Genomic DNA, 17000 nt, shown 5'->3' with positions numbered 1-17000 from the left:
ATGCCGATGACCAAATCTCTCGATCAACTGCGCCGTGATGCCAAAGCCTTGGGCAAAGCACTGACAACAGGTGACGAAGGCGCAATCCTGCGCGTTCTGGGCATAATTCCAACGCCCGTGAACGGAACATACAAACACGCCGATTGCCTGCACGTAATCGCGCGTGAGACAGGCTATGCGTCATGGCCAGCCTTGAAACTGGCCGCCGAAACCCAGGGCATGGACCGCGCGCAGAAACAAGGGCGGCTGCGTTGGGCGCTGTACAACGGCTCGTCCGAGACGGTCGCGCACCTGCTAGCGGCTGATCCAGACCTTGCCGACAGTCAAGTGCCTCTGCTCATCGCGCTGTACGACGTGGATGCGATGCGCGAAGTCCTGGCACGGGATGCAGATGCCGCGATCCGTGAATATCCACCGCGTCGCCCGATGTGCCATCTAGCGTTTTCAAAGCACATCAAGGCCGCACCTGAAAAAGAGGGTGACATGCTGGCCATGGCCGAGCTGTTGATTGCCCATGGTGCGGATGTGAATGACAGTTTTGCATTCGAACCGGACGCAGAGCACCGGCTGTCCGCGCTTTACGGAGCTGTCGGCCACGCAGACAATTTGCCATTGGCCAAATGGTTGCTTGAACATGGCGCGGATCCGAATGACCACGAGTCCCTGTATCATTCAACCGAACTCGGACATACTAGGGGCCTTCGTTTATTGTTGGAGCATGGTGCAAATCCCAAGGGTACAAATGCATTGCCGCGGGCAATCGACTTCGACAGCGCGGAAGCCGTTCGCCTGTTGCTGGAATACGGCGCGGACCCAAATGAAGGCATTGCTCCGCATCCCTCGGGCGAACCGTCCTTGGTAATCCCAGCCTTGCATCAAGCGGCCCGGCGTTTGGCTTCGGGTGAAATCGCCCGGCTTTTACTGGAACATGGGGCGAACCCCGATGCTGTCAGTCGCGGCCATACGCCCTATGCCTTTGCCCGCATCTTCGGGAACCGTGATGTGGCCAATGTTCTGGTGCGCGGCGGTGCGTCCACAAATCTTTCGTCTGCAGAAGAGCTACTTGCACGGGCAGCGGACGGCAAGCCGAACCCGGAAGATCGGATCGATATGAATACTCTGACGGATGAGATGAGGTATCTTCTGTGCCGCCTCGTCTGGCGCGAAGGCACCCTGCCGCATATGCAACGTCTTGTCGCAATTGGTTTTGACCCCAACCTGCCCGACGAAATGGGCATGCCACCGCTTCACTTGGCAGGTTGGGAAGGGATGGTCGATGTAATGTCCTACTTTCTGCACCAGAACCCCAACCTCGATCACACCAACGCCTACGGAGGCACATTGTTGTCGACAATCATTCACGGATCGGAAAACTGCCCGCAAAGGGCGCGCCGTGACCACATCGAGTGCGCACGTATGGCGCTGGAAAACGGTGTCGCTCTTCCCAGAAAGGCACCGCAGCTTGCGACGGTGCCCGAAATGTCCGCATTTCTTGCCGATTGGGCGAAATCGCATCCCGAACAAGTTGTGGAACATGGGGTGGCTTGAAACCTAGAGCGTTCGCGTCGTACCAGCGGTCCACAGCAGGTGACCTGTCTATCGGATCAAAAAATCGGCCACATCTGCGCCCAAAAGAGGGTTCAGGGTAGGACCAATATCCTGGGTAAAAACGAAGCGCCATCCCAATTCCGACCTTGGACTACACCATGAGTTGTTGCGAGAAACCCAGTTCCCTACTGTCACAAAAAGCCAACTACTGCCGATGTGGGGGCCAAGCGACACCAGAATGGGAGGTGGTGTGTATCTCCGAACGGAAGCAACGTGAGGCCATCATGACGGCTGTCGGCGGAAACTCGTCACAAGCCTGAATGCTCTGATAAAAACAGACTATAATTGGTTGCCTCAGACCGGTTGAGAAATATCGTTGCTAGCCCATCCAGTCAGCAATGATCTTGGCCGTGGCAGGGTTCGCAAGATAACCATAAAATTTGTGGGGGTTGGCTTTGCCGTCCATTGCCCAGCAATTGTAGATGCGCGTATCCTTGATACTGTTTAGGTGGTCGAACTTTGTCATCAACTTGTAGTCGTCCTTCATCTTTGAATCATGGCTGATGAAATCGTCTACGGCCGCCACGTTTTCCCAATCTTTTATGATCCGATAGGGGTGTTTGTCTGTCCCGTCGTTGAAGGTGCGTTCATTCGCATCGTAAAGGTTTGCCTTTACACCGGCTTCACCCAGCGGGCAGCCCAGAGTGATCCACTTGCTGACACGGTTTTCATTTGCCCGCACGTCTTTGTACTCGCTCATCCGCGAGAACTTCCACAATACATCATAGGCGACCATGCAGCCCATGGAGTGAGAGATGAGGCAAATATCATCGCCGCGTTTCAGCGCTTTGCGCAACGGTTCCTGCAGACGCTCGCGGATCGCTGACCCGACCTTTCGCTGCAAGAGGTATGCGCCCATATCCGCTGTTGCCAGCTTGATCGCGAACTCGTTCATAAAAGTGGCCGTAGCAATGGCGGCAATCGTTGATATCGCGCTGGCGACCTCATCGACGAAGCGCAGATCATCGTTTTCCTTGATGACCTTTTTGTAGGCACGTTTGTCAAAGCGTTTGAAGTTCAGCAATGCGTCAATCGATTCAAAATAACCGTCATCCGGAATGCACGGCGCGTTGCCGGAATGAGGATCGGTGTGGGTCAGGGATTGGCGCACTTCGTCGCTCGCCTCCGCCAGAAGGCGGTTGTTGAAGTCGCCATAGTAAACATAGTCGATTTCGACATCGCCATTTTCCAGGGCTTCGGCCTTGCTCGGATTGTACCGGTTCAAGCCCTGAAGCAGCGCCTTACGCAAAAAGACGGCATGTCTGGCTTTTGCCGGCTTCGTGCTGCGGCCGTGGATCATGATAATTCGCTGTGCCATAAACCCTACTCCATAAAATGCCGCGATTGTGCCTGATGCCGCCTTTGGCTGTCCAGTCTGCCCTGCTTGCGGCCAGTCCACGACAGGCGCGCAGAGGAGTATGCCCCGCAACACTCCGGCCTGTTCCGCGCGGCTTTTTCCGACCCGTCAAAAACGGATCACATCTGTCGTCTGGCCGAAGGGCATTACAGCGGTTTCTTCGGCTGGCCCAATTTGACGGCTGTTCCATCAGGCGGACTCATGGGCATGCCGGCGACTGACAAACCCGGCGCGTTCCGTGTGATCGACATCTATCACCGCGCTAACGACAAGCTTGCCGAGAACTGGGTCTTCATCGATTTGGTGCATTTCTGGAAACAACAGGGCGTCGACATACTGGAACGCGCGACGCGGGCCGAAGCTCCATGAGGATCGACGCCCATCACCTTCTGTGGAACCTGTCCGCTGTCAACTACCCCTGGCTTTTGGAGAAAGGCGCCGTTCGGTTTTTCGGCGACACCACGCCAATTCAGCGGGACCATTTGTGCCCGAGTATCGCGCAGACGCCTCGGCCCATGGTTTCACAGCATCAGTCCACATCCAGGTCGGTGCCGCCGACCCGTGGGCCGAGGCGCAGTGGGTTCAGTCTGTCGCCGATCAAAACCCCGACTGGCCTTTGGTGCAGGTTGCGTTCTGCGATCTGACCGCAGACGATCTGACTGCGCAACTCGACCGTCTTCAAAACCTACCGTCGGCACGCGGCGTTCGTCAGATTATCGGGCGAGCACCGGGTGAGGATACGAAAACGGGCACCAATGAGCTACTGAAGAACCCGAGATTCCTGGCCGGTCTGGGGCAGCTGGGCGAGCGCGGTTTGACGTTTGATCTGCAACTCTTGCCTGAGTTGATGGAGCAAACCGCAGATGTTCTGGGGCAAGCCCCTCAAACCGATGTCGCCCTGTGTCATGCAGGTTCCCCTTACGACCGCGCCACACAGGGCCTGCGGGATTGGGCAAAGGCGCTGGCGTCGTTGTCGAACTTGCCGCATGTCTACTGTAAGCTTTCCGGCCTCGGAATGTTCGATCATGGCTGGACCCCCCAAAGCGTTTCGCCCATCGTTTCAACCTGCCTGTCGCAGTTTGGAGCCCATCTTTGTATGTTTGGATCAAATTTTCCGGTCGACAGCCTCTCTTCCACGTTCGAAGAACTTGATTCCCGATATCTGGGCCTCATCCCGAACGGGGCGCAACCTGATGTCTGCCATGGCACAGCAAAGCGTTTCTATGGGATCAATTGGCTGTGAAACTGCGTCAGTCGAAGACCTGTAATTCAATTGCAGGCGCGTAGGTTTTGCCGTCGGTTCAAAGTTCAGGACGGTGCCTTTTATGCAAGAGAGGTCAGCAATCCCAATGAGAAATTGTTCTATTGCGATGTCCGTCATAACTGTCACTTTGGCTGACCGGCGGAAATCCCTCCAAAAGCGATCCTGCGTACGGCAATTCATATTTTGCAAACTGCCAATTTTCGGTTTGCCAGAAACACGAGTGCTCCCAAGTTGCACGCTCCGCTAAAACGCCAGCCTGGGTTGGTCTCGCGTGATTTCGGTTGTGCCCGTTTCACCGGATTGGGTCGTCCGGACGATCAGCCGCTGCGCGTTTGGGAAGTTGTCGAAGTACAAGAACTCGATTCCTTCAACCAGGCCGAAATCCTGACATTGTATCTGATAATCGGCGCGAAATTCTGTGTGTTCCGTCTGATCCGCCGACTGCACGTCTCCGCTGTCCTGGCCCAGCGCCTCGCCGGACAGTGTCACATTCGCGGATGCTGAAAAGCACCCCGCCTCTTCCGGCAGGACAAACAACTCAAGCGGCTTGGAAAGTTCCGAGATCGCAACCGCGACCAGCGCGCGATCATCATCGGTTTCCGCCGGGCCTTCGAAGCCGACGATATCGGCCGCCGGAACCACCAGGGACAGCGAAAACCCGGCTTCGGAAAAGGTGATATCGAGATGCCCGGTGCCGTGTTCATGTGCCACTTCTCCCGAAGTTTGCGACAAGACAGCAGAAGGAAACAGGATCAGTGAAAGAAAAACGCTTTTCATAAACCGGTCACCACCTAACAGGGAATCACGGGATTCATACTAGTCAGTTTCAGAAACCACGCAAACTCAGGGCGTTGGCGCACCCGTCCTTGCCCAGTCAATGTGCAGTATAGGTGTCACATACCTGACAATAAAACTCAGGTTGACATAGGTGACTATTTCACTCAGTTATTGCCTCACGTAGCGCCGCGCAGCAGGCGCTTGAAATATGTTTCTGACAGGAAAGCATACCCATGACCCGATATTTTGTGGCCTCAACCGCCCTGACGCTCAGCCTCGCCTCGGCAGCGATTGCCGCCGATGCACCGTCCAAGGCGGATGTTCTGAACACCTATGCGGATATCGCCGAGGCCAAGTATGATGACAGCCTCATCGCGGCAAAACGGTTGCAGGAGGCGGTCAACGCCCTGATCGCCGATCCGTCGGACGTCACGCTGAATCTGGCCCGCGCGGCCTGGATAGCGGCGCGCGTGCCCTATCAGCAGACCGAGGTTTACCGTTTCGGCAACGCCATCGTCGACGACTGGGAAGGCAAGGTAAACGCCTGGCCGCTGGACGAGGGGCTGATTGACTATGTAGACGCCGCATACGGTGGCCCCACCGACGAGAATGAATTCGCCGCCCTGAACGTTATCGCCAACCCCAGCTTCGTGCTGTCTGGCGAAACTATTGATGCGAGCCAGATCACCCCTGAACTGCTGGGCGAAACCCTGCATGAGGCCGACGGGATCGAGGCCAACGTTGCCACCGGTTATCACGCCATCGAATTCCTGCTGTGGGGTCAGGACCTGAACGGTCATGGCGCCGGCGCCGGCAACCGTTCATGGACCGATTATGCCCAGGGTGACGCTTGCACCGGCGGCAATTGTGACCGCCGCGCCCAATACCTGAGCGCCGCGACGGAACTTCTGGTCAGCGATCTGGAATGGATGGCCGCCCAATGGCAGGACGGTGGCGACGCGCGGGCTGCCCTGACCGCGAACGAGACCGCAGGCGTCAGCGCGATTCTCACCGGTATGGGCTCGTTGTCTTATGGCGAGCAGGCGGGTGAGCGGATGCGTCTGGGCCTGATGCTGAACGACCCCGAGGAAGAGCATGATTGCTTCTCGGACAATACCCACAACAGCCACTACTATGATGGGTTGGGGATTCAGAACGTCTATCTGGGCCGCTACACCCGCATCGACGGCACCCCGGTCAGCGGCGCGTCCTTGTCCGATCTGGTGATTGCCACCGACCCGTCACTCGACGCCGAAATGAAGGTCAAGCTGGCCAACACCATGCAGGCTTTGGGTCGGTTGAAATCGACCGCTGAGGCCGGGTTCGCCTATGACCAGATGCTGGAGCGCGGCAACAAGGGGGGCGAGGTGCTGATCATGGGCGGTGTGAACGGTCTGGTGGATCAGACCAAGACCATCGAACGGATCGTCAGTACGCTGGAGCTGGACCAGATCCAGTTCGAAGGATCGGACAGCCTGGACAACCCCAACGCGGTGTTTCAGTGATATCTTCCGGGCCGGGTCAGTTACGACCCGGCCCTGTTCCGGTGCGTCACTTTCCGCCCATTCGCGCCTTTGTTACGGCAAGTGCGCGTTTTGCATCTGGACGCGGAAATAATAACTTACTATTCTTGTAAGATATCGACTTCGAAGCCCTGAAACCATGATCGTCTGCCACTGTACCCAAATCTCGGACCACGACATTCGCGCCGTGATTGACTGGATGCGAACATCGGACCCTTACGCGGTCATCACGCCCGGCAAGATCTACCACGCCCTTGGCAAGTCAGCGGATTGTGGCGGGTGCATGCCACTTTTCCTAGACTCGATGCGTTCCAGCGATAAGCTGGAAGTCCCCATGCAGCTTCGTGCACTGCGCACCGGAGCATCACAGGAGAGTGAAGATGAAGGGCGATCTCAAAGTCATAGAATATCTCAACAAATCCCTGCGGCATGAGCTGACGGCCGTCAGCCAGTACTGGTTGCATTATCGCCTGCAGGAGGATTGGGGCCTTGGCCATATGGCCAAGAAAAGTCGCGAGGAAAGCATCGAAGAGATGGGCCACGCGGACAAGCTGATCGAACGGATCATCTTTCTGGAAGGTCATCCCAATCTGCAAAAGCTGGACCCCCTGAGGATCGGCCAGACGCCCAAGGAAACGCTGGAATGCGATCTGGCGGCCGAGATCGACGCCCGGGCGCTGTACAACGAGGCGCGCGAATATTGCCGCGAGGCCGGCGACTACGTGTCGATGGGTCTGTTCGAACAACTGCTGTCGGATGAAGAGGGTCATATCGACTTTCTCGAAACGCAGCTTGACCTGTACGAAAGGATTGGCGAAGCCAATTATGCGCAACTCAACGCATCGAAAATGGACGAAGGCGAGTAGGCCCGTCATCCTGACGGTGGCCGCATTGGCGGCCACCCAGTCCCTGTCCGCCGAATTGCGGGACTATCATCTGAACCACTTTCCCAGAACCGAAGACGAACGCGCCCGGATCACCAAGGCCACTGCAGCCCCGGAGGATTTCAGCGCGCCGCAGCCGTTCGAGGGCTTGCCTGCCGGGGCCGCGACCGTCCGGGCGCGCAACGATGCGGATGCGTTTTCGCAACCATCGGGCAACCTGAGCTTTGAACAGGAACTGGACTTCCGGGTCGGCAACGGCCTGTTCAGAAAAATCTGGGTGTCTTCACCTTCCTCAACCCTGGCCTCTGATGGGCTGGGACCCCTGTACAACGCGCGATCCTGCCAGCGCTGCCACATCAAGGACGGGCGCGGGCACACTCCGAACGGCCCGGATGACAATGCGATTTCCATGTTCCTGCGTGTTTCGATCCCCGGTGGGCCTAAAAACGGGTTTGCCGAGATTCAGGACTATATCGCCACGCTGCCCGAGCCGAACTATGGCAACCAGATGCAGGATCTGGCACTGCCGGGACATCCGGCAGAGTACCGGCTGGACATCACCTATGACGAGATTCCGGTCACGTTGTCGGGCGGGGACACCGTCACCCTGCGCCAACCCGACTACAAGGCGGCCGATCTGGGATACGGACCGCTGCATCCCGACGCGATGTTCAGCCCGCGGGTGGCGCCGCAGATGATCGGATTGGGTTTGCTCGAGTCGATCCCGGTAGACGATCTGCTGGCAAACGCGGACCCGGACGATACCGACGGCGACGGAATTTCAGGGCGGCCCAACGTCGTCTGGTCCATCGAATATGGCGCTCCGATGATGGGCCGGTTCGGCCACAAGGCCGGGATGCCCACGATCATGGAGCAATCGGCGGCCGCCTTTGCGGGCGATATCGGTATCTCCAGCCCTCTCTATCCAGCGGGCCACGGTGGCTGCACCCAGGCACAGGCTGGATGCACAAACGCGCCGCATGGGGATGGTGACGTGCGCGGGTTCGAGATTGATCAGGTCGGCATGGAACTGGTCGCCTTCTACAGCCGCAATCTGGGCGTACCGGCCCGGCGCGATGTGGACGATCCGCAGGTTCTGCGCGGCAAGAAAGTGTTTCACGATACCGGCTGTGCGGCTTGCCATACGCCAGCATTTGTCACTCATCGCATGGAAGACCAGCCGGAACACAGTTTTCAGCTGATTTGGCCCTACACCGATCTGTTGTTGCACGACATGGGGGAAGGCTTGGCCGACAACCGCCCCGAAGCCCGTGCAACCGGCCGCGAATGGCGCACGCCGCCCCTGTGGGGGATCGGTCTGACCGAACAGGTCTCGGGCCACACGCAGTTTCTGCATGACGGCCGCGCACGGTCGCTGCTGGAGGCCGTCCTCTGGCACGGGGGCGAGGCGCAGACCGCCCGCGATACGGTCGTTTCCATGCCCAAACCCGACCGCGACGCCCTGATCCGTTTTCTGGAAAGCCTTTGACCAATGCGTACCCTTGTCTATGTCCTCGCCCTGACGCTGCCTTTTTCGGCACTTGCGCAGGATCGCGCGCCGATCCTGACCAGCACGGTCAACCAGCATATCCTGCCCGGATTTGCCGCCCTGTCCGACGCGACCGAGACATTGGCACAGGCGGCGCAGGCGGATTGCACACCGAACTCGCCGCAGTTGCGCGCAGCCTACCACGCGGCTTTCGACGACTGGATTTCAGTCAGCCACCTGCGCTTTGGCCCATCCGAGGTTGAAGACCGCGCATTTGCGCTGGCCTTCTGGCCGGACACGAAAGGCTTTACACCCAAAGCGCTGTCCGGTCTCATCGCCGCCGGGGACGCAGCCGTTCAGAACCCGGCAACATTTGCGGAAACATCGGTGGCGGGGCGCGGTTTCTTTGCCCTGGAGCAGATGCTGTATGACCCGCAAATTGCGGAACAGGGCGACGTCGCCTATCGCTGTGCGCTGATTCAGGCGATTTCCACCGATATCGACCGCAATGCCCGTGACATCAGCACCGATTGGAAGAGCTATGCCCTGACCCTGACCCAGCCGGGCGCAAACAGCCCCTACCGTTCAGACAACGAGGCCATGCAAGAGCTGTTCAGGGCCCTGACCACCGGTCTGGAATTTACCGCCGACACGAGGCTGGGCCGCCCCCTTGGCACTTTCGACCGCCCGCGTCCCAACCGGGCCGAGGCGCGGCGGTCGGATCGGTCCCTGCGCCACGTAGAGCTTTCCCTGATCGCATTGCGGGATCTGGCGGCACATCTGTCGGTGGATCACACGGTGATCGCGGCGGATCTAGACCGGGCGTTTGCAGCGGCGATTGACCGGGCGCAGTCTCTGGACGAGCCGGCGCTGGCTGGTGTGGCCTCAGCCCGGACGCGGTTCCGGATCGAGGCGTTGCAGCAGTCGATCAACGATATCCGCGCGATTGTTTCGGCCGAGCTTGGCCCGACGCTCGGTATCAGCGCCGGGTTCAACTCATTGGATGGAGATTAAGCGATGACCAGCCGCCGCCACTTTCTGGCAGGTCTGGCCGCCGCCAGCCTTGCACCGATGCGCGGCTGGGCATCAGTCGGCGCGCCGGATTATCTGGCTGCGGCCTTGTTCCCAGACGGCAGCTATCGGCTGGCCGGGCTGGGCGCAGAGGGCGATTCATTATTCACATTACCCCTGCCCGCGCGCGGCCATGCGGCGGCGGCGCATCCCCATCGTCCGCAAGCCGTTGCCTTTGCCCGCCGCCCCGGCACCTTTGCCATTGTCATCGACTGTGCCTCGGGCACCGAACTGACCCGGCTGAACACCCCGGTCGGGCGACATTTTTATGGCCATGGCGTATTCTCGCCCGATGGTGCGCGGCTTTACACCACCGAAAACGATTTTGAGGCCGCCGAGGGCGTGATCGGCATCTGGGACACCACCAGCTATACCCGGATCGGCGAATTCCCCTCGGGCGGCGTTGGCCCGCATGACATGCGGCTGATGCCCGACGGCAAGACGCTTGTTGTTGCAAATGGCGGGATCGAAACCCATCCCGAAACCGGCCGCACCAAGCTGAACCTGCCGGTGATGCAGCCGCGGCTCAGCTATCTAGACCTTTCCGGCGCGCTGCTGGAGCAGGTTGAGCTGCCACGGGAGTTGCACAAGAACTCGATCCGTCATCTGGCCGTGCGACCGGACGGGTTGGTGGCGTTTGCCATGCAATGGCAGGGGGACAAGTCCCGGCACCCGCCCTTGCTGGGCCTGCACCAACGGGGCGGGGCACCGCGCCTGCTGACGGCCCCGGACATCGCCCAAAGCCGGACGCAAGGCTATGCCGGCAGCGTCGCCTTTGCCAAGGACGGAAACACTGTTGCCATAACTTGCCCGCGCGGAAACGCACTGCACTGGTTCAGGGTGGCGGACGGCCAGATTGCGGGCGTTTTCGCGTTGGAGGATGTCTGCGGTCTTGGCCCCGGCGGCAACGGGTTCGTCTTCACCACCGGCACCGGGACCATCGGCCAATTGACAGATGACGGGGTCCGCGTTTTCGCCCGGTCGGACTGCCTGTGGGACAACCACCTGATCCCAATTCGCCCAACAGCGTGAATTCGGCAAAACCCGTCACATAGATTACACTTGGAAGAATCAAACTGCTGCCGTATTGGCGGGCGCGAAACTGGCACCCCTGCTGTAAGGACCGACTTGATTGAAACAGACGCCCGACGCACCGCATTCCGTCTACGGAGTTGAGAAATGGGGCAAAGGCCTCATCGAGGTGACAGAGCGGGGCGAGATCGGTCTGCGCAATCCGATGGCCCCCGAGGCGGCGGCCATCAGCCTGCCCGGCATTCTCAGCGATCTGGATGACCGCGGGATCAAGGCCCCGATGGTCTTGCGCGTCACCTCTTATCTGGAACATGAGATCGCCCACCTGAATGAAAGCTTCCGCAATGCCATCGCGCGGGTGGGCTATAAGGGCAGCTATCGCGGGGTGTTCCCGATCAAGGTCAACCAGCAGGCGCAGGTGGTCGACCGCATTGTCGAGTTCGGTAAGAAGTACAATTACGGGCTTGAGGCCGGCTCCAAACCCGAACTGGTTGTTGCGCTGGCACATCGGCTGGCCAGTGAGGCTCTGATTGTCTGCAACGGCGTCAAGGACGCTGAATTCATCCAACTCGCCATCCTGAGCCGCAAGATCGGGTTCAACACGGTGATCGTGCTGGAAAGCCCGAAGGAGGCGGATACGGTGATCGAGGTCTACAAAGAACTGGGCATCGAACCCCTTATCGGCGTGCGCGTCAAACTGACCAACCAGATCAGCGGGAAATGGGAGGAAAGCTCGGGCGACCGCTCGGCCTTTGGCATGAACACTGATCAACTGGTCGCCACAGTAGACAAGCTGAAGGCGGCGGGCCTGCTGCATTGCCTGAAGCTGCAACACTCGCATCTGGGCAGCCAGGTGCAAGACGTGAACGACGTGCGCCGCGCGGTGGGCGAGGCGTGCCGCTATTACACCGAACTGACGCGCGAGGGCGTGCCGCTGACCCACCTGGATCTCGGTGGCGGCATGGGCGTCGATTATACCGGCGAAAAGAAGGCCGCCGAAAACTCGATCAACTACACGGTCGAGGAATACTGCGCCAATGTCGTCGAAACCGTGGCCTATGCGATGGATGAGGCCGAAGTGGATCACCCCACACTTGTCACCGAAAGTGGGCGTGCGGTGGTGGCGACCTCCTCGATGCTGGTGTTCAATGTTCTGGAAAGTACGCTTTATGACGCGCCCAACGGACCAGAGGTCCAGTCGGACGATCACCACATGGTTGCGGACCTTGCCGCCGTGCACGGCTACCTCAGCAGCGACCGCCTGCAGGAATGCTGGAACGACGCCACCTTCTATCGCAACGAGCTGCGCGCTTTGTTCCGCCGCGGTTACGTCGACCTGCGCCAGATGGCCCGGGCCGAACGCATCTACCTATCGCTGATGGCCCGCCTCAAGGCCCTGGCCGCCTCCGACGATCTGGAAACCGACGTTGACGATCAGCTTGAGAAAGTGGCCGACATCTACCACTGCAATTTTTCTCTGTTTCAGTCGCTACCGGATGTCTGGGCCATCGACCAGCTACACCCGATCGTGCCGCTGCAAGGGCTGAACAAACCCCCCGACCGCCGCGCGGTTCTGTCGGACATCACCTGTGACAGTGACGGCAAGATCGACCGTTTTATTCTGGCCGACGGCGTTTCCCCCAGCCTGCCGGTGCATTCCCTGCCAGAGGATGAAGAATACCTGATGGGCGTCTTCTTTGTCGGTGCCTATCAGGAAACGCTGGGCGATCTGCACAACCTGTTTGGGGACACCAATGTCGTCACCATCGACCTGCGCGCCGATGGCGGTTTTGACCTGCTGCACGAACAAGAGGGCGACACGATCAGCCAGGTCCTGTCCTATGTCGAGTTCGACCCGCAGGACTGTGTCGCCGCCTTCCGCAAAATGGTGGACGAGGCGATCTCGACCGGTACTCTGAAAGCCAAGGACCGCAAAACCCTGATGAGCGCCTATCGCGACTCGATCAATGGCTACACCTATTACGAATAACCCCTTGAGAGGAGAAAACCCCATGGGCAAAACACTGGTTGTCGGCGCAGGCGGCGTATCCCACGCTGCCGTTCACAAGATGGCGATGAATTCTGACATCTTCACAGAAATCACTCTGGCCAGCCGCACGAAATCGAAATGCGACGCCATCGCTATAGCTGTGAAAGAGCGTGTGGGTGTTGATATCGCCACCGCCGAGCTGGACGCCTACAAGGTCGCAGACACGGTCAAGCTGATCAAGGACACCGGGGCCGAGATCCTCGTGAACCTCGCCCTGCCCTATCAGGATCTGGTGCTGATGGACGCATGCCTTGAGGCCGGCATCCACTACCTCGACACCGCCAACTATGAGCCCGAAGATGAAGCCAAGTTTGAATACCACTGGCAATGGGCTTATCAGGAACGGTTCCGGCAGGCGGGCCTGACTGCCATCCTCGGCTCGGGCTTCGATCCGGGCGTGACCTCCGTCTTCGCCAAATGGCTGAAAAAACACAAGCTGGACACGATCCGTCAGATCGACGTGCTGGATGCCAATGGCGGCAGCAACGATCAGGAATTCGCCACCAACTTCAACCCCGAGATCAACCTGCGCGAAGTACTGGCCGAAGTGCGCCACTGGGAAGGTGGCGAGTGGAAACACTCCCCCGCCATGACCCACAAGGTCGAGTTCGACTTCCCCGCGATCGGCCCCAAGAACATGTACCTGATGTATCACGAGGAACTGGAGTCGCTCAGCACCCACTTCCCCGAGATCGAGCGCGCCCGTTTCTGGATGACCTTCGGCGATGCCTACATCACCCACGCCAAGGTGCTGGAAAATGTCGGTATGACCCGCATCGACCCGGTGATGCATGACGGCAAGGAAATCATCCCGATCCAGTTCCTGAAAACCCTGCTGCCCGATCCCGGTGACCTGGGCGCGGAAACCAAGGGCAAGGCCTGTATCGGCGACATCGCCACAGGTCAGGCCAAGGACGGCTCGGGCGAGAAGACCTACTACATCTACAACATCTGCGACCACGAAGAATGCTACCGCGAAGTGGGCAGCCAGGCCGTCAGCTACACCACCGGCGTCCCTGCCATGATCGGCGCGGCACAGGTTCTGAAAGGCAACTGGACCGAGCCGGGCGTGTGGAACATGGAACAGCTCGATCCGGATGATTTCATGGACATGCTGAACACCCATGGCCTTCCATGGCAGGTCCACGAACTCGACGGCCCGGTCGATTTCTGATCCGCGCAGCTTCATCTGGCCAAAAATACCTCGGGGGTGAGTTGCCCGCAGGGCAAGAGGGGGCAGCGCCCCCTGCCTCCCCAACATCTAAGGCGCACCACCATGGCAGAAATGATGACCACACAGGCCGGAGACGCCGGAGCTTTCCGCAAGCTCGACCTCAGCCGCGTACCAACCCCTTGTTTCGTGGTCGATGAAAAGGCCGTGGAACGGAACCTGGCCATCCTCGCCGATATCGGCACACAATCCGGCGCGCATATCCTCAGCGCGCTCAAGGCGTTTTCGATGTTCTCACTGGCGCCGCTGGTGCGCCGGAATCTCGGCGGCACCTGCGCCAGCGGTATCTATGAGGCCCGTCTCGGCCGCGAGGAATACGGGGGCGAGGTCGCGACCTTTTGCGCCGGATACAAAGACAGCGACATCGACGAAATCCTGTCGCTGTCCGACCATGTCATCTTCAACAGCCCGGCGCAAAAAGACAGGTTCCTGACCAAAGCCCAAAATACAGGCGTGCAGATCGGTCTTCGCATCAACCCCGAACACTCGGAAGGCGAGGTTCCGAAATATGACCCCTGCGCCCCGTGCTCACGCCTCGGCACGCCGGTCAGCCAGCTTGACGCGCAGGCGCTGAGCGGTGTGGACGGCCTGCACATGCACACGCTCTGCGAACAGGGGTTTGCGCCGCTACAACGCACATGGGCCTCGGTCGAACCAAAACTCGCGCCTTTCATCGACCAGCTCAAATGGCTGAACTTCGGCGGCGGCCACCACATCACCCGTGGCGATTACGACCGCGACGGGCTGGTGGCCTTCATCAAAGCCATCCGCGAAACCTATGACATCGACATCTACCTCGAACCCGGCGAGGCCGTGGCGCTGGACGCGGGCATTCTGGTTGGCGAAATCCTCGACCTGCCGACCAATGGCATGAGCCTCGCGATAACCGATATCTCGGCCACCTGCCACATGCCGGACGTCATCGAAGCGCCCTATCGCCCGGCCCTGATGGACGAGGCCGACACGGGCCATACCTACCGTCTGGGCGGTCCCTCCTGTCTGGCGGGTGATGTGATCGGAGACTACACCTGGAACACACCGCTTGAGATCGGTCAGCGCTTCGCATTCCTTGATCAGGCGCATTATTCGATGGTCAAGACCAACACGTTCAACGGCGTGCCCCTGCCGGCAATTGCCCTGTGGAACAGCGAAACGGATGCGCTGAAAATCATCAGGCAGTTCGGCTATGACGACTTCAAGGACAGACTTTCATGAGCATTTTCCTCAACAGCGAACTGACCGCGTTCGAGCGCACTGAAAACGCCCGGTTCCGCGTGATCCCTGTACCGCTGGAACGTACCGTCTCTTACGGATCGGGCACCGCCAAGGGTCCCGAGGCGATCATCGAGGCCAGTAACGAGTTGGAGCGGATCACCGGCCACGCCGAACCCTGCGTCGAAGGTATCCACACCGAACCGCCGCTGGATTGCGATGCGGCCCTGCCCGAGATCATGGAGCGTCTCGCCCAACGCACCGAAGCCGCCGTCAAAGCGGGCAAGGTACCTGTTGTTCTGGGGGGTGAGCACTCACTCAGCTATGGCGCTGTGATGGGTGTTGCCCGCGCCTTGGGGCAACCGATCGGCATCGTGCAGATCGACGCCCATGCCGACCTGCGCAACGCCTATCAGGGTGAGAAACACTCCCACGCCTCGGTCATGCACCTGCTGGCGGAAGAGGGAATCCGACTGGCCCAATTCGGCGTCCGCGCTTTTTCGACCGAAGAAGCCAAAAGCCGTCTGAAGAACCGCGTTTTTCACGTGGATGCCGAAGAACTGGTCACCGGCAACATTCACGCGGTCGACCTGCCCGAGGATTTTCCCGAACTGGTCTATGTCAGCTTTGATGTCGACGGTCTGGACCCGTCGCAAATGCCTGCAACCGGCACACCGGTTCCTGGCGGGCTGGGCTATTATCAGGCGCTGCAGCTGGTGGAACACGCGCTCAAAGGGCGCAGCTGCGTCGGCTTCGACGTGGTCGAACTGGCCCCCGACGGCAATGCCGCCTGGGACTTTACGGCGGCACAGATCGTCTATCGCCTGATGGCCGCCTGCTAGCCTTCTGCGGTTTCGTTCAGTTCCATATGCCCCTCGCCCTTGTTCAGGACGCGGCGCAGCATGGGTTCAAAGAATTCCAGGGGTTTCGTCGGATAGTCCGGGTCGAACGCTTTCTGATCGTATTCATGGCAGAAATAGCGGCAGTCCTCCCAATAAGGGCTGTCGCGGTACTTGTCGCGGGCGTTGCGGTCACCACCCAGATGGTGGTTGTAGTAATACCCCTGAAACACGCAGTGATGCTTGAGAATCCAATAGGTCTTCTCGCTGACATAGGGTTTCATCATCGCTGCTGACAACTCACCGTGATTATAGGGCGAAAGGATGTCGCCAGTGTCATGGATCAGGGCAGCAACGACCAGTTCCTCATCCGCGCCATCCTCATAGGCGCGCGTGGCGGCCTGCAGGCTGTGCTGATACCGGTTGACCGGATATGGCGTCCACTCCTCGTCCAATGAGCGGATGGCGTCGAGAATCCGGTCCGGAAGCGCGGCGTTATACGCCTCTTCATATTCCATCACGGCATCCCAATCGGCTTTGGTCGCCTCTTCGAAACTGGTCCAGGTGGGTTTGTGGCTCTTGTCCAGCATGGCGCGGTCCTCTGGCTGATCTGCCGTGTCAGCCTATCCCGGAAGCAATGGTGAACAAAATGATTTGATTTCA

15 protein-coding genes and 1 pseudogene are annotated in these 17000 nt (G+C 59.3%); 13 read left to right on the top strand and 3 right to left on the bottom strand.

Annotated features, from left to right (window positions below):
• The first annotated feature begins 6 nt into the window (after positions 1-6).
• The gene (locus ACXAC3_RS06270) at positions 7-1548 is read left to right on the top strand and encodes an ankyrin repeat domain-containing protein (RefSeq protein WP_475157910.1); all 1542 of its coding nucleotides are present in this window, start codon (positions 7-9) and stop codon (positions 1546-1548) included.
• 379 nt (positions 1549-1927) lie between these two features.
• Here ACXAC3_RS06270 and ACXAC3_RS06265 read toward each other — a convergent pair whose 3' ends face one another.
• Positions 1928-2926, bottom strand: coding sequence for a hypothetical protein (locus ACXAC3_RS06265; protein ID WP_475157909.1), 999 nt, complete (start codon positions 2924-2926; stop codon positions 1928-1930).
• A gap of 93 nt (positions 2927-3019) precedes the next feature.
• Between ACXAC3_RS06265 and ACXAC3_RS06260 the strand changes: the two are divergent.
• Both ACXAC3_RS06260 and ACXAC3_RS06255 read left to right on the top strand, forming a co-directional pair.
• Positions 3020-3334, top strand: a pseudogene (locus ACXAC3_RS06260) (ester cyclase); the annotation flags it as partial.
• 115 nt (positions 3335-3449) lie between these two features.
• On the top strand, positions 3450-4208 hold the full coding sequence (locus tag ACXAC3_RS06255; RefSeq protein ID WP_475157908.1) for an amidohydrolase family protein: 759 nt from the start codon (positions 3450-3452) through the stop codon (positions 4206-4208).
• Positions 4209-4472: 264 nt separating this feature from the next.
• Here the strand turns inward: ACXAC3_RS06255 and ACXAC3_RS06250 are convergent, their stop codons facing one another.
• Entirely contained in the window at positions 4473-4940 is a 468-nt protein-coding gene (locus ACXAC3_RS06250) for a ZrgA family zinc uptake protein (protein WP_475157907.1), read from the bottom strand.
• 299 nt (positions 4941-5239) lie between these two features.
• On the opposite strand from ACXAC3_RS06250, the gene ACXAC3_RS06245 reads away from it, so the two are divergent.
• The 10 genes from ACXAC3_RS06245 to speB all read left to right on the top strand — a co-directional run bounded on the left by ACXAC3_RS06245 (position 5240) and on the right by speB (position 16340).
• On the top strand, positions 5240-6511 hold the full coding sequence (locus ACXAC3_RS06245; protein WP_475157906.1) for an imelysin family protein: 1272 nt from the start codon (positions 5240-5242) through the stop codon (positions 6509-6511).
• 157 nt (positions 6512-6668) lie between these two features.
• Positions 6669-6962 carry a (2Fe-2S)-binding protein gene (locus ACXAC3_RS06240; RefSeq protein ID WP_475157905.1) on the top strand — a complete coding sequence of 98 codons (294 nt, stop codon included), beginning with the start codon at positions 6669-6671 and terminating at the stop codon, positions 6960-6962.
• A complete protein-coding gene (gene bfr, locus ACXAC3_RS06235) occupies positions 6910-7395 on the top strand; it encodes a bacterioferritin (protein ID WP_475157904.1) in 486 nt (161 codons plus the stop codon). Before ACXAC3_RS06240 ends, bfr begins: the two co-directional genes overlap by 53 nt.
• A complete protein-coding gene (locus tag ACXAC3_RS06230; RefSeq protein ID WP_475157903.1) occupies positions 7355-8902 on the top strand; it encodes a di-heme oxidoreductase family protein in 1548 nt (515 codons plus the stop codon). Before bfr ends, ACXAC3_RS06230 begins: the two co-directional genes overlap by 41 nt.
• A 3-nt stretch (positions 8903-8905) precedes the next feature.
• Positions 8906-9916 carry an imelysin family protein gene (locus ACXAC3_RS06225; RefSeq protein WP_475157902.1) on the top strand — a complete coding sequence of 337 codons (1011 nt, stop codon included), beginning with the start codon at positions 8906-8908 and terminating at the stop codon, positions 9914-9916.
• Positions 9917-9919: 3 nt separating this feature from the next.
• The gene (locus tag ACXAC3_RS06220; protein WP_475157901.1) at positions 9920-11005 is read left to right on the top strand and encodes a DUF1513 domain-containing protein; all 1086 of its coding nucleotides are present in this window, start codon (positions 9920-9922) and stop codon (positions 11003-11005) included.
• Positions 11006-11105: 100 nt separating this feature from the next.
• A complete protein-coding gene (gene speA, locus ACXAC3_RS06215) occupies positions 11106-12995 on the top strand; it encodes a biosynthetic arginine decarboxylase (RefSeq protein ID WP_475157900.1) in 1890 nt (629 codons plus the stop codon).
• Positions 12996-13017: 22 nt separating this feature from the next.
• On the top strand, positions 13018-14229 hold the full coding sequence (locus tag ACXAC3_RS06210) for a saccharopine dehydrogenase family protein (protein ID WP_475157899.1): 1212 nt from the start codon (positions 13018-13020) through the stop codon (positions 14227-14229).
• Positions 14230-14331: 102 nt separating this feature from the next.
• A complete protein-coding gene (gene nspC, locus ACXAC3_RS06205; protein WP_475157898.1) occupies positions 14332-15501 on the top strand; it encodes a carboxynorspermidine decarboxylase in 1170 nt (389 codons plus the stop codon).
• A complete protein-coding gene (gene speB, locus ACXAC3_RS06200) occupies positions 15498-16340 on the top strand; it encodes an agmatinase (RefSeq protein WP_475157897.1) in 843 nt (280 codons plus the stop codon). The genes nspC and speB overlap by 4 nt, the downstream gene beginning before the upstream one ends.
• On the opposite strand, the gene ACXAC3_RS06195 is transcribed toward speB, so the two are convergent.
• Positions 16337-16927: an HD domain-containing protein gene (locus ACXAC3_RS06195; RefSeq protein ID WP_475157896.1), complete on the bottom strand. Its 591-nt coding sequence runs from the start codon at positions 16925-16927 to the stop codon at positions 16337-16339. The two genes, speB and ACXAC3_RS06195, sit on opposite strands and share 4 nt — an antisense overlap.
• Positions 16928-17000 lie beyond the last annotated feature (73 nt).

This window comes from Ruegeria sp. ABV4_181 (genome assembly GCF_056158465.1).
This window is presented reverse-complemented; position numbering and strand designations above follow the sequence as displayed.

Bases quoted from the DNA above. Each gene is read 5' to 3' on its own strand.
- ACXAC3_RS06270 (WP_475157910.1), top strand. From the start codon at position 7: ATGACCAAATCTCTCGATCAACTGCGCCGTGATGCCAAAGCCTTGGGC.
- ACXAC3_RS06265 (WP_475157909.1), bottom strand. From the start codon at position 2,926: ATGGCACAGCGAATTATCATGATCCACGGCCGCAGCACGAAGCCGGCA.
- ACXAC3_RS06245 (WP_475157906.1), top strand. From the start codon at position 5,240: ATGACCCGATATTTTGTGGCCTCAACCGCCCTGACGCTCAGCCTCGCC.
- ACXAC3_RS06240 (WP_475157905.1), top strand. From the start codon at position 6,669: ATGATCGTCTGCCACTGTACCCAAATCTCGGACCACGACATTCGCGCC.
- bfr (WP_475157904.1), top strand. From the start codon at position 6,910: ATGAAGGGCGATCTCAAAGTCATAGAATATCTCAACAAATCCCTGCGG.
- ACXAC3_RS06230 (WP_475157903.1), top strand. From the start codon at position 7,355: ATGCGCAACTCAACGCATCGAAAATGGACGAAGGCGAGTAGGCCCGTC.
- ACXAC3_RS06225 (WP_475157902.1), top strand. From the start codon at position 8,906: ATGCGTACCCTTGTCTATGTCCTCGCCCTGACGCTGCCTTTTTCGGCA.
- ACXAC3_RS06220 (WP_475157901.1), top strand. From the start codon at position 9,920: ATGACCAGCCGCCGCCACTTTCTGGCAGGTCTGGCCGCCGCCAGCCTT.
- ACXAC3_RS06210 (WP_475157899.1), top strand. From the start codon at position 13,018: ATGGGCAAAACACTGGTTGTCGGCGCAGGCGGCGTATCCCACGCTGCC.
- nspC (WP_475157898.1), top strand. From the start codon at position 14,332: ATGGCAGAAATGATGACCACACAGGCCGGAGACGCCGGAGCTTTCCGC.
- speB (WP_475157897.1), top strand. From the start codon at position 15,498: ATGAGCATTTTCCTCAACAGCGAACTGACCGCGTTCGAGCGCACTGAA.
- ACXAC3_RS06195 (WP_475157896.1), bottom strand. From the start codon at position 16,927: ATGCTGGACAAGAGCCACAAACCCACCTGGACCAGTTTCGAAGAGGCG.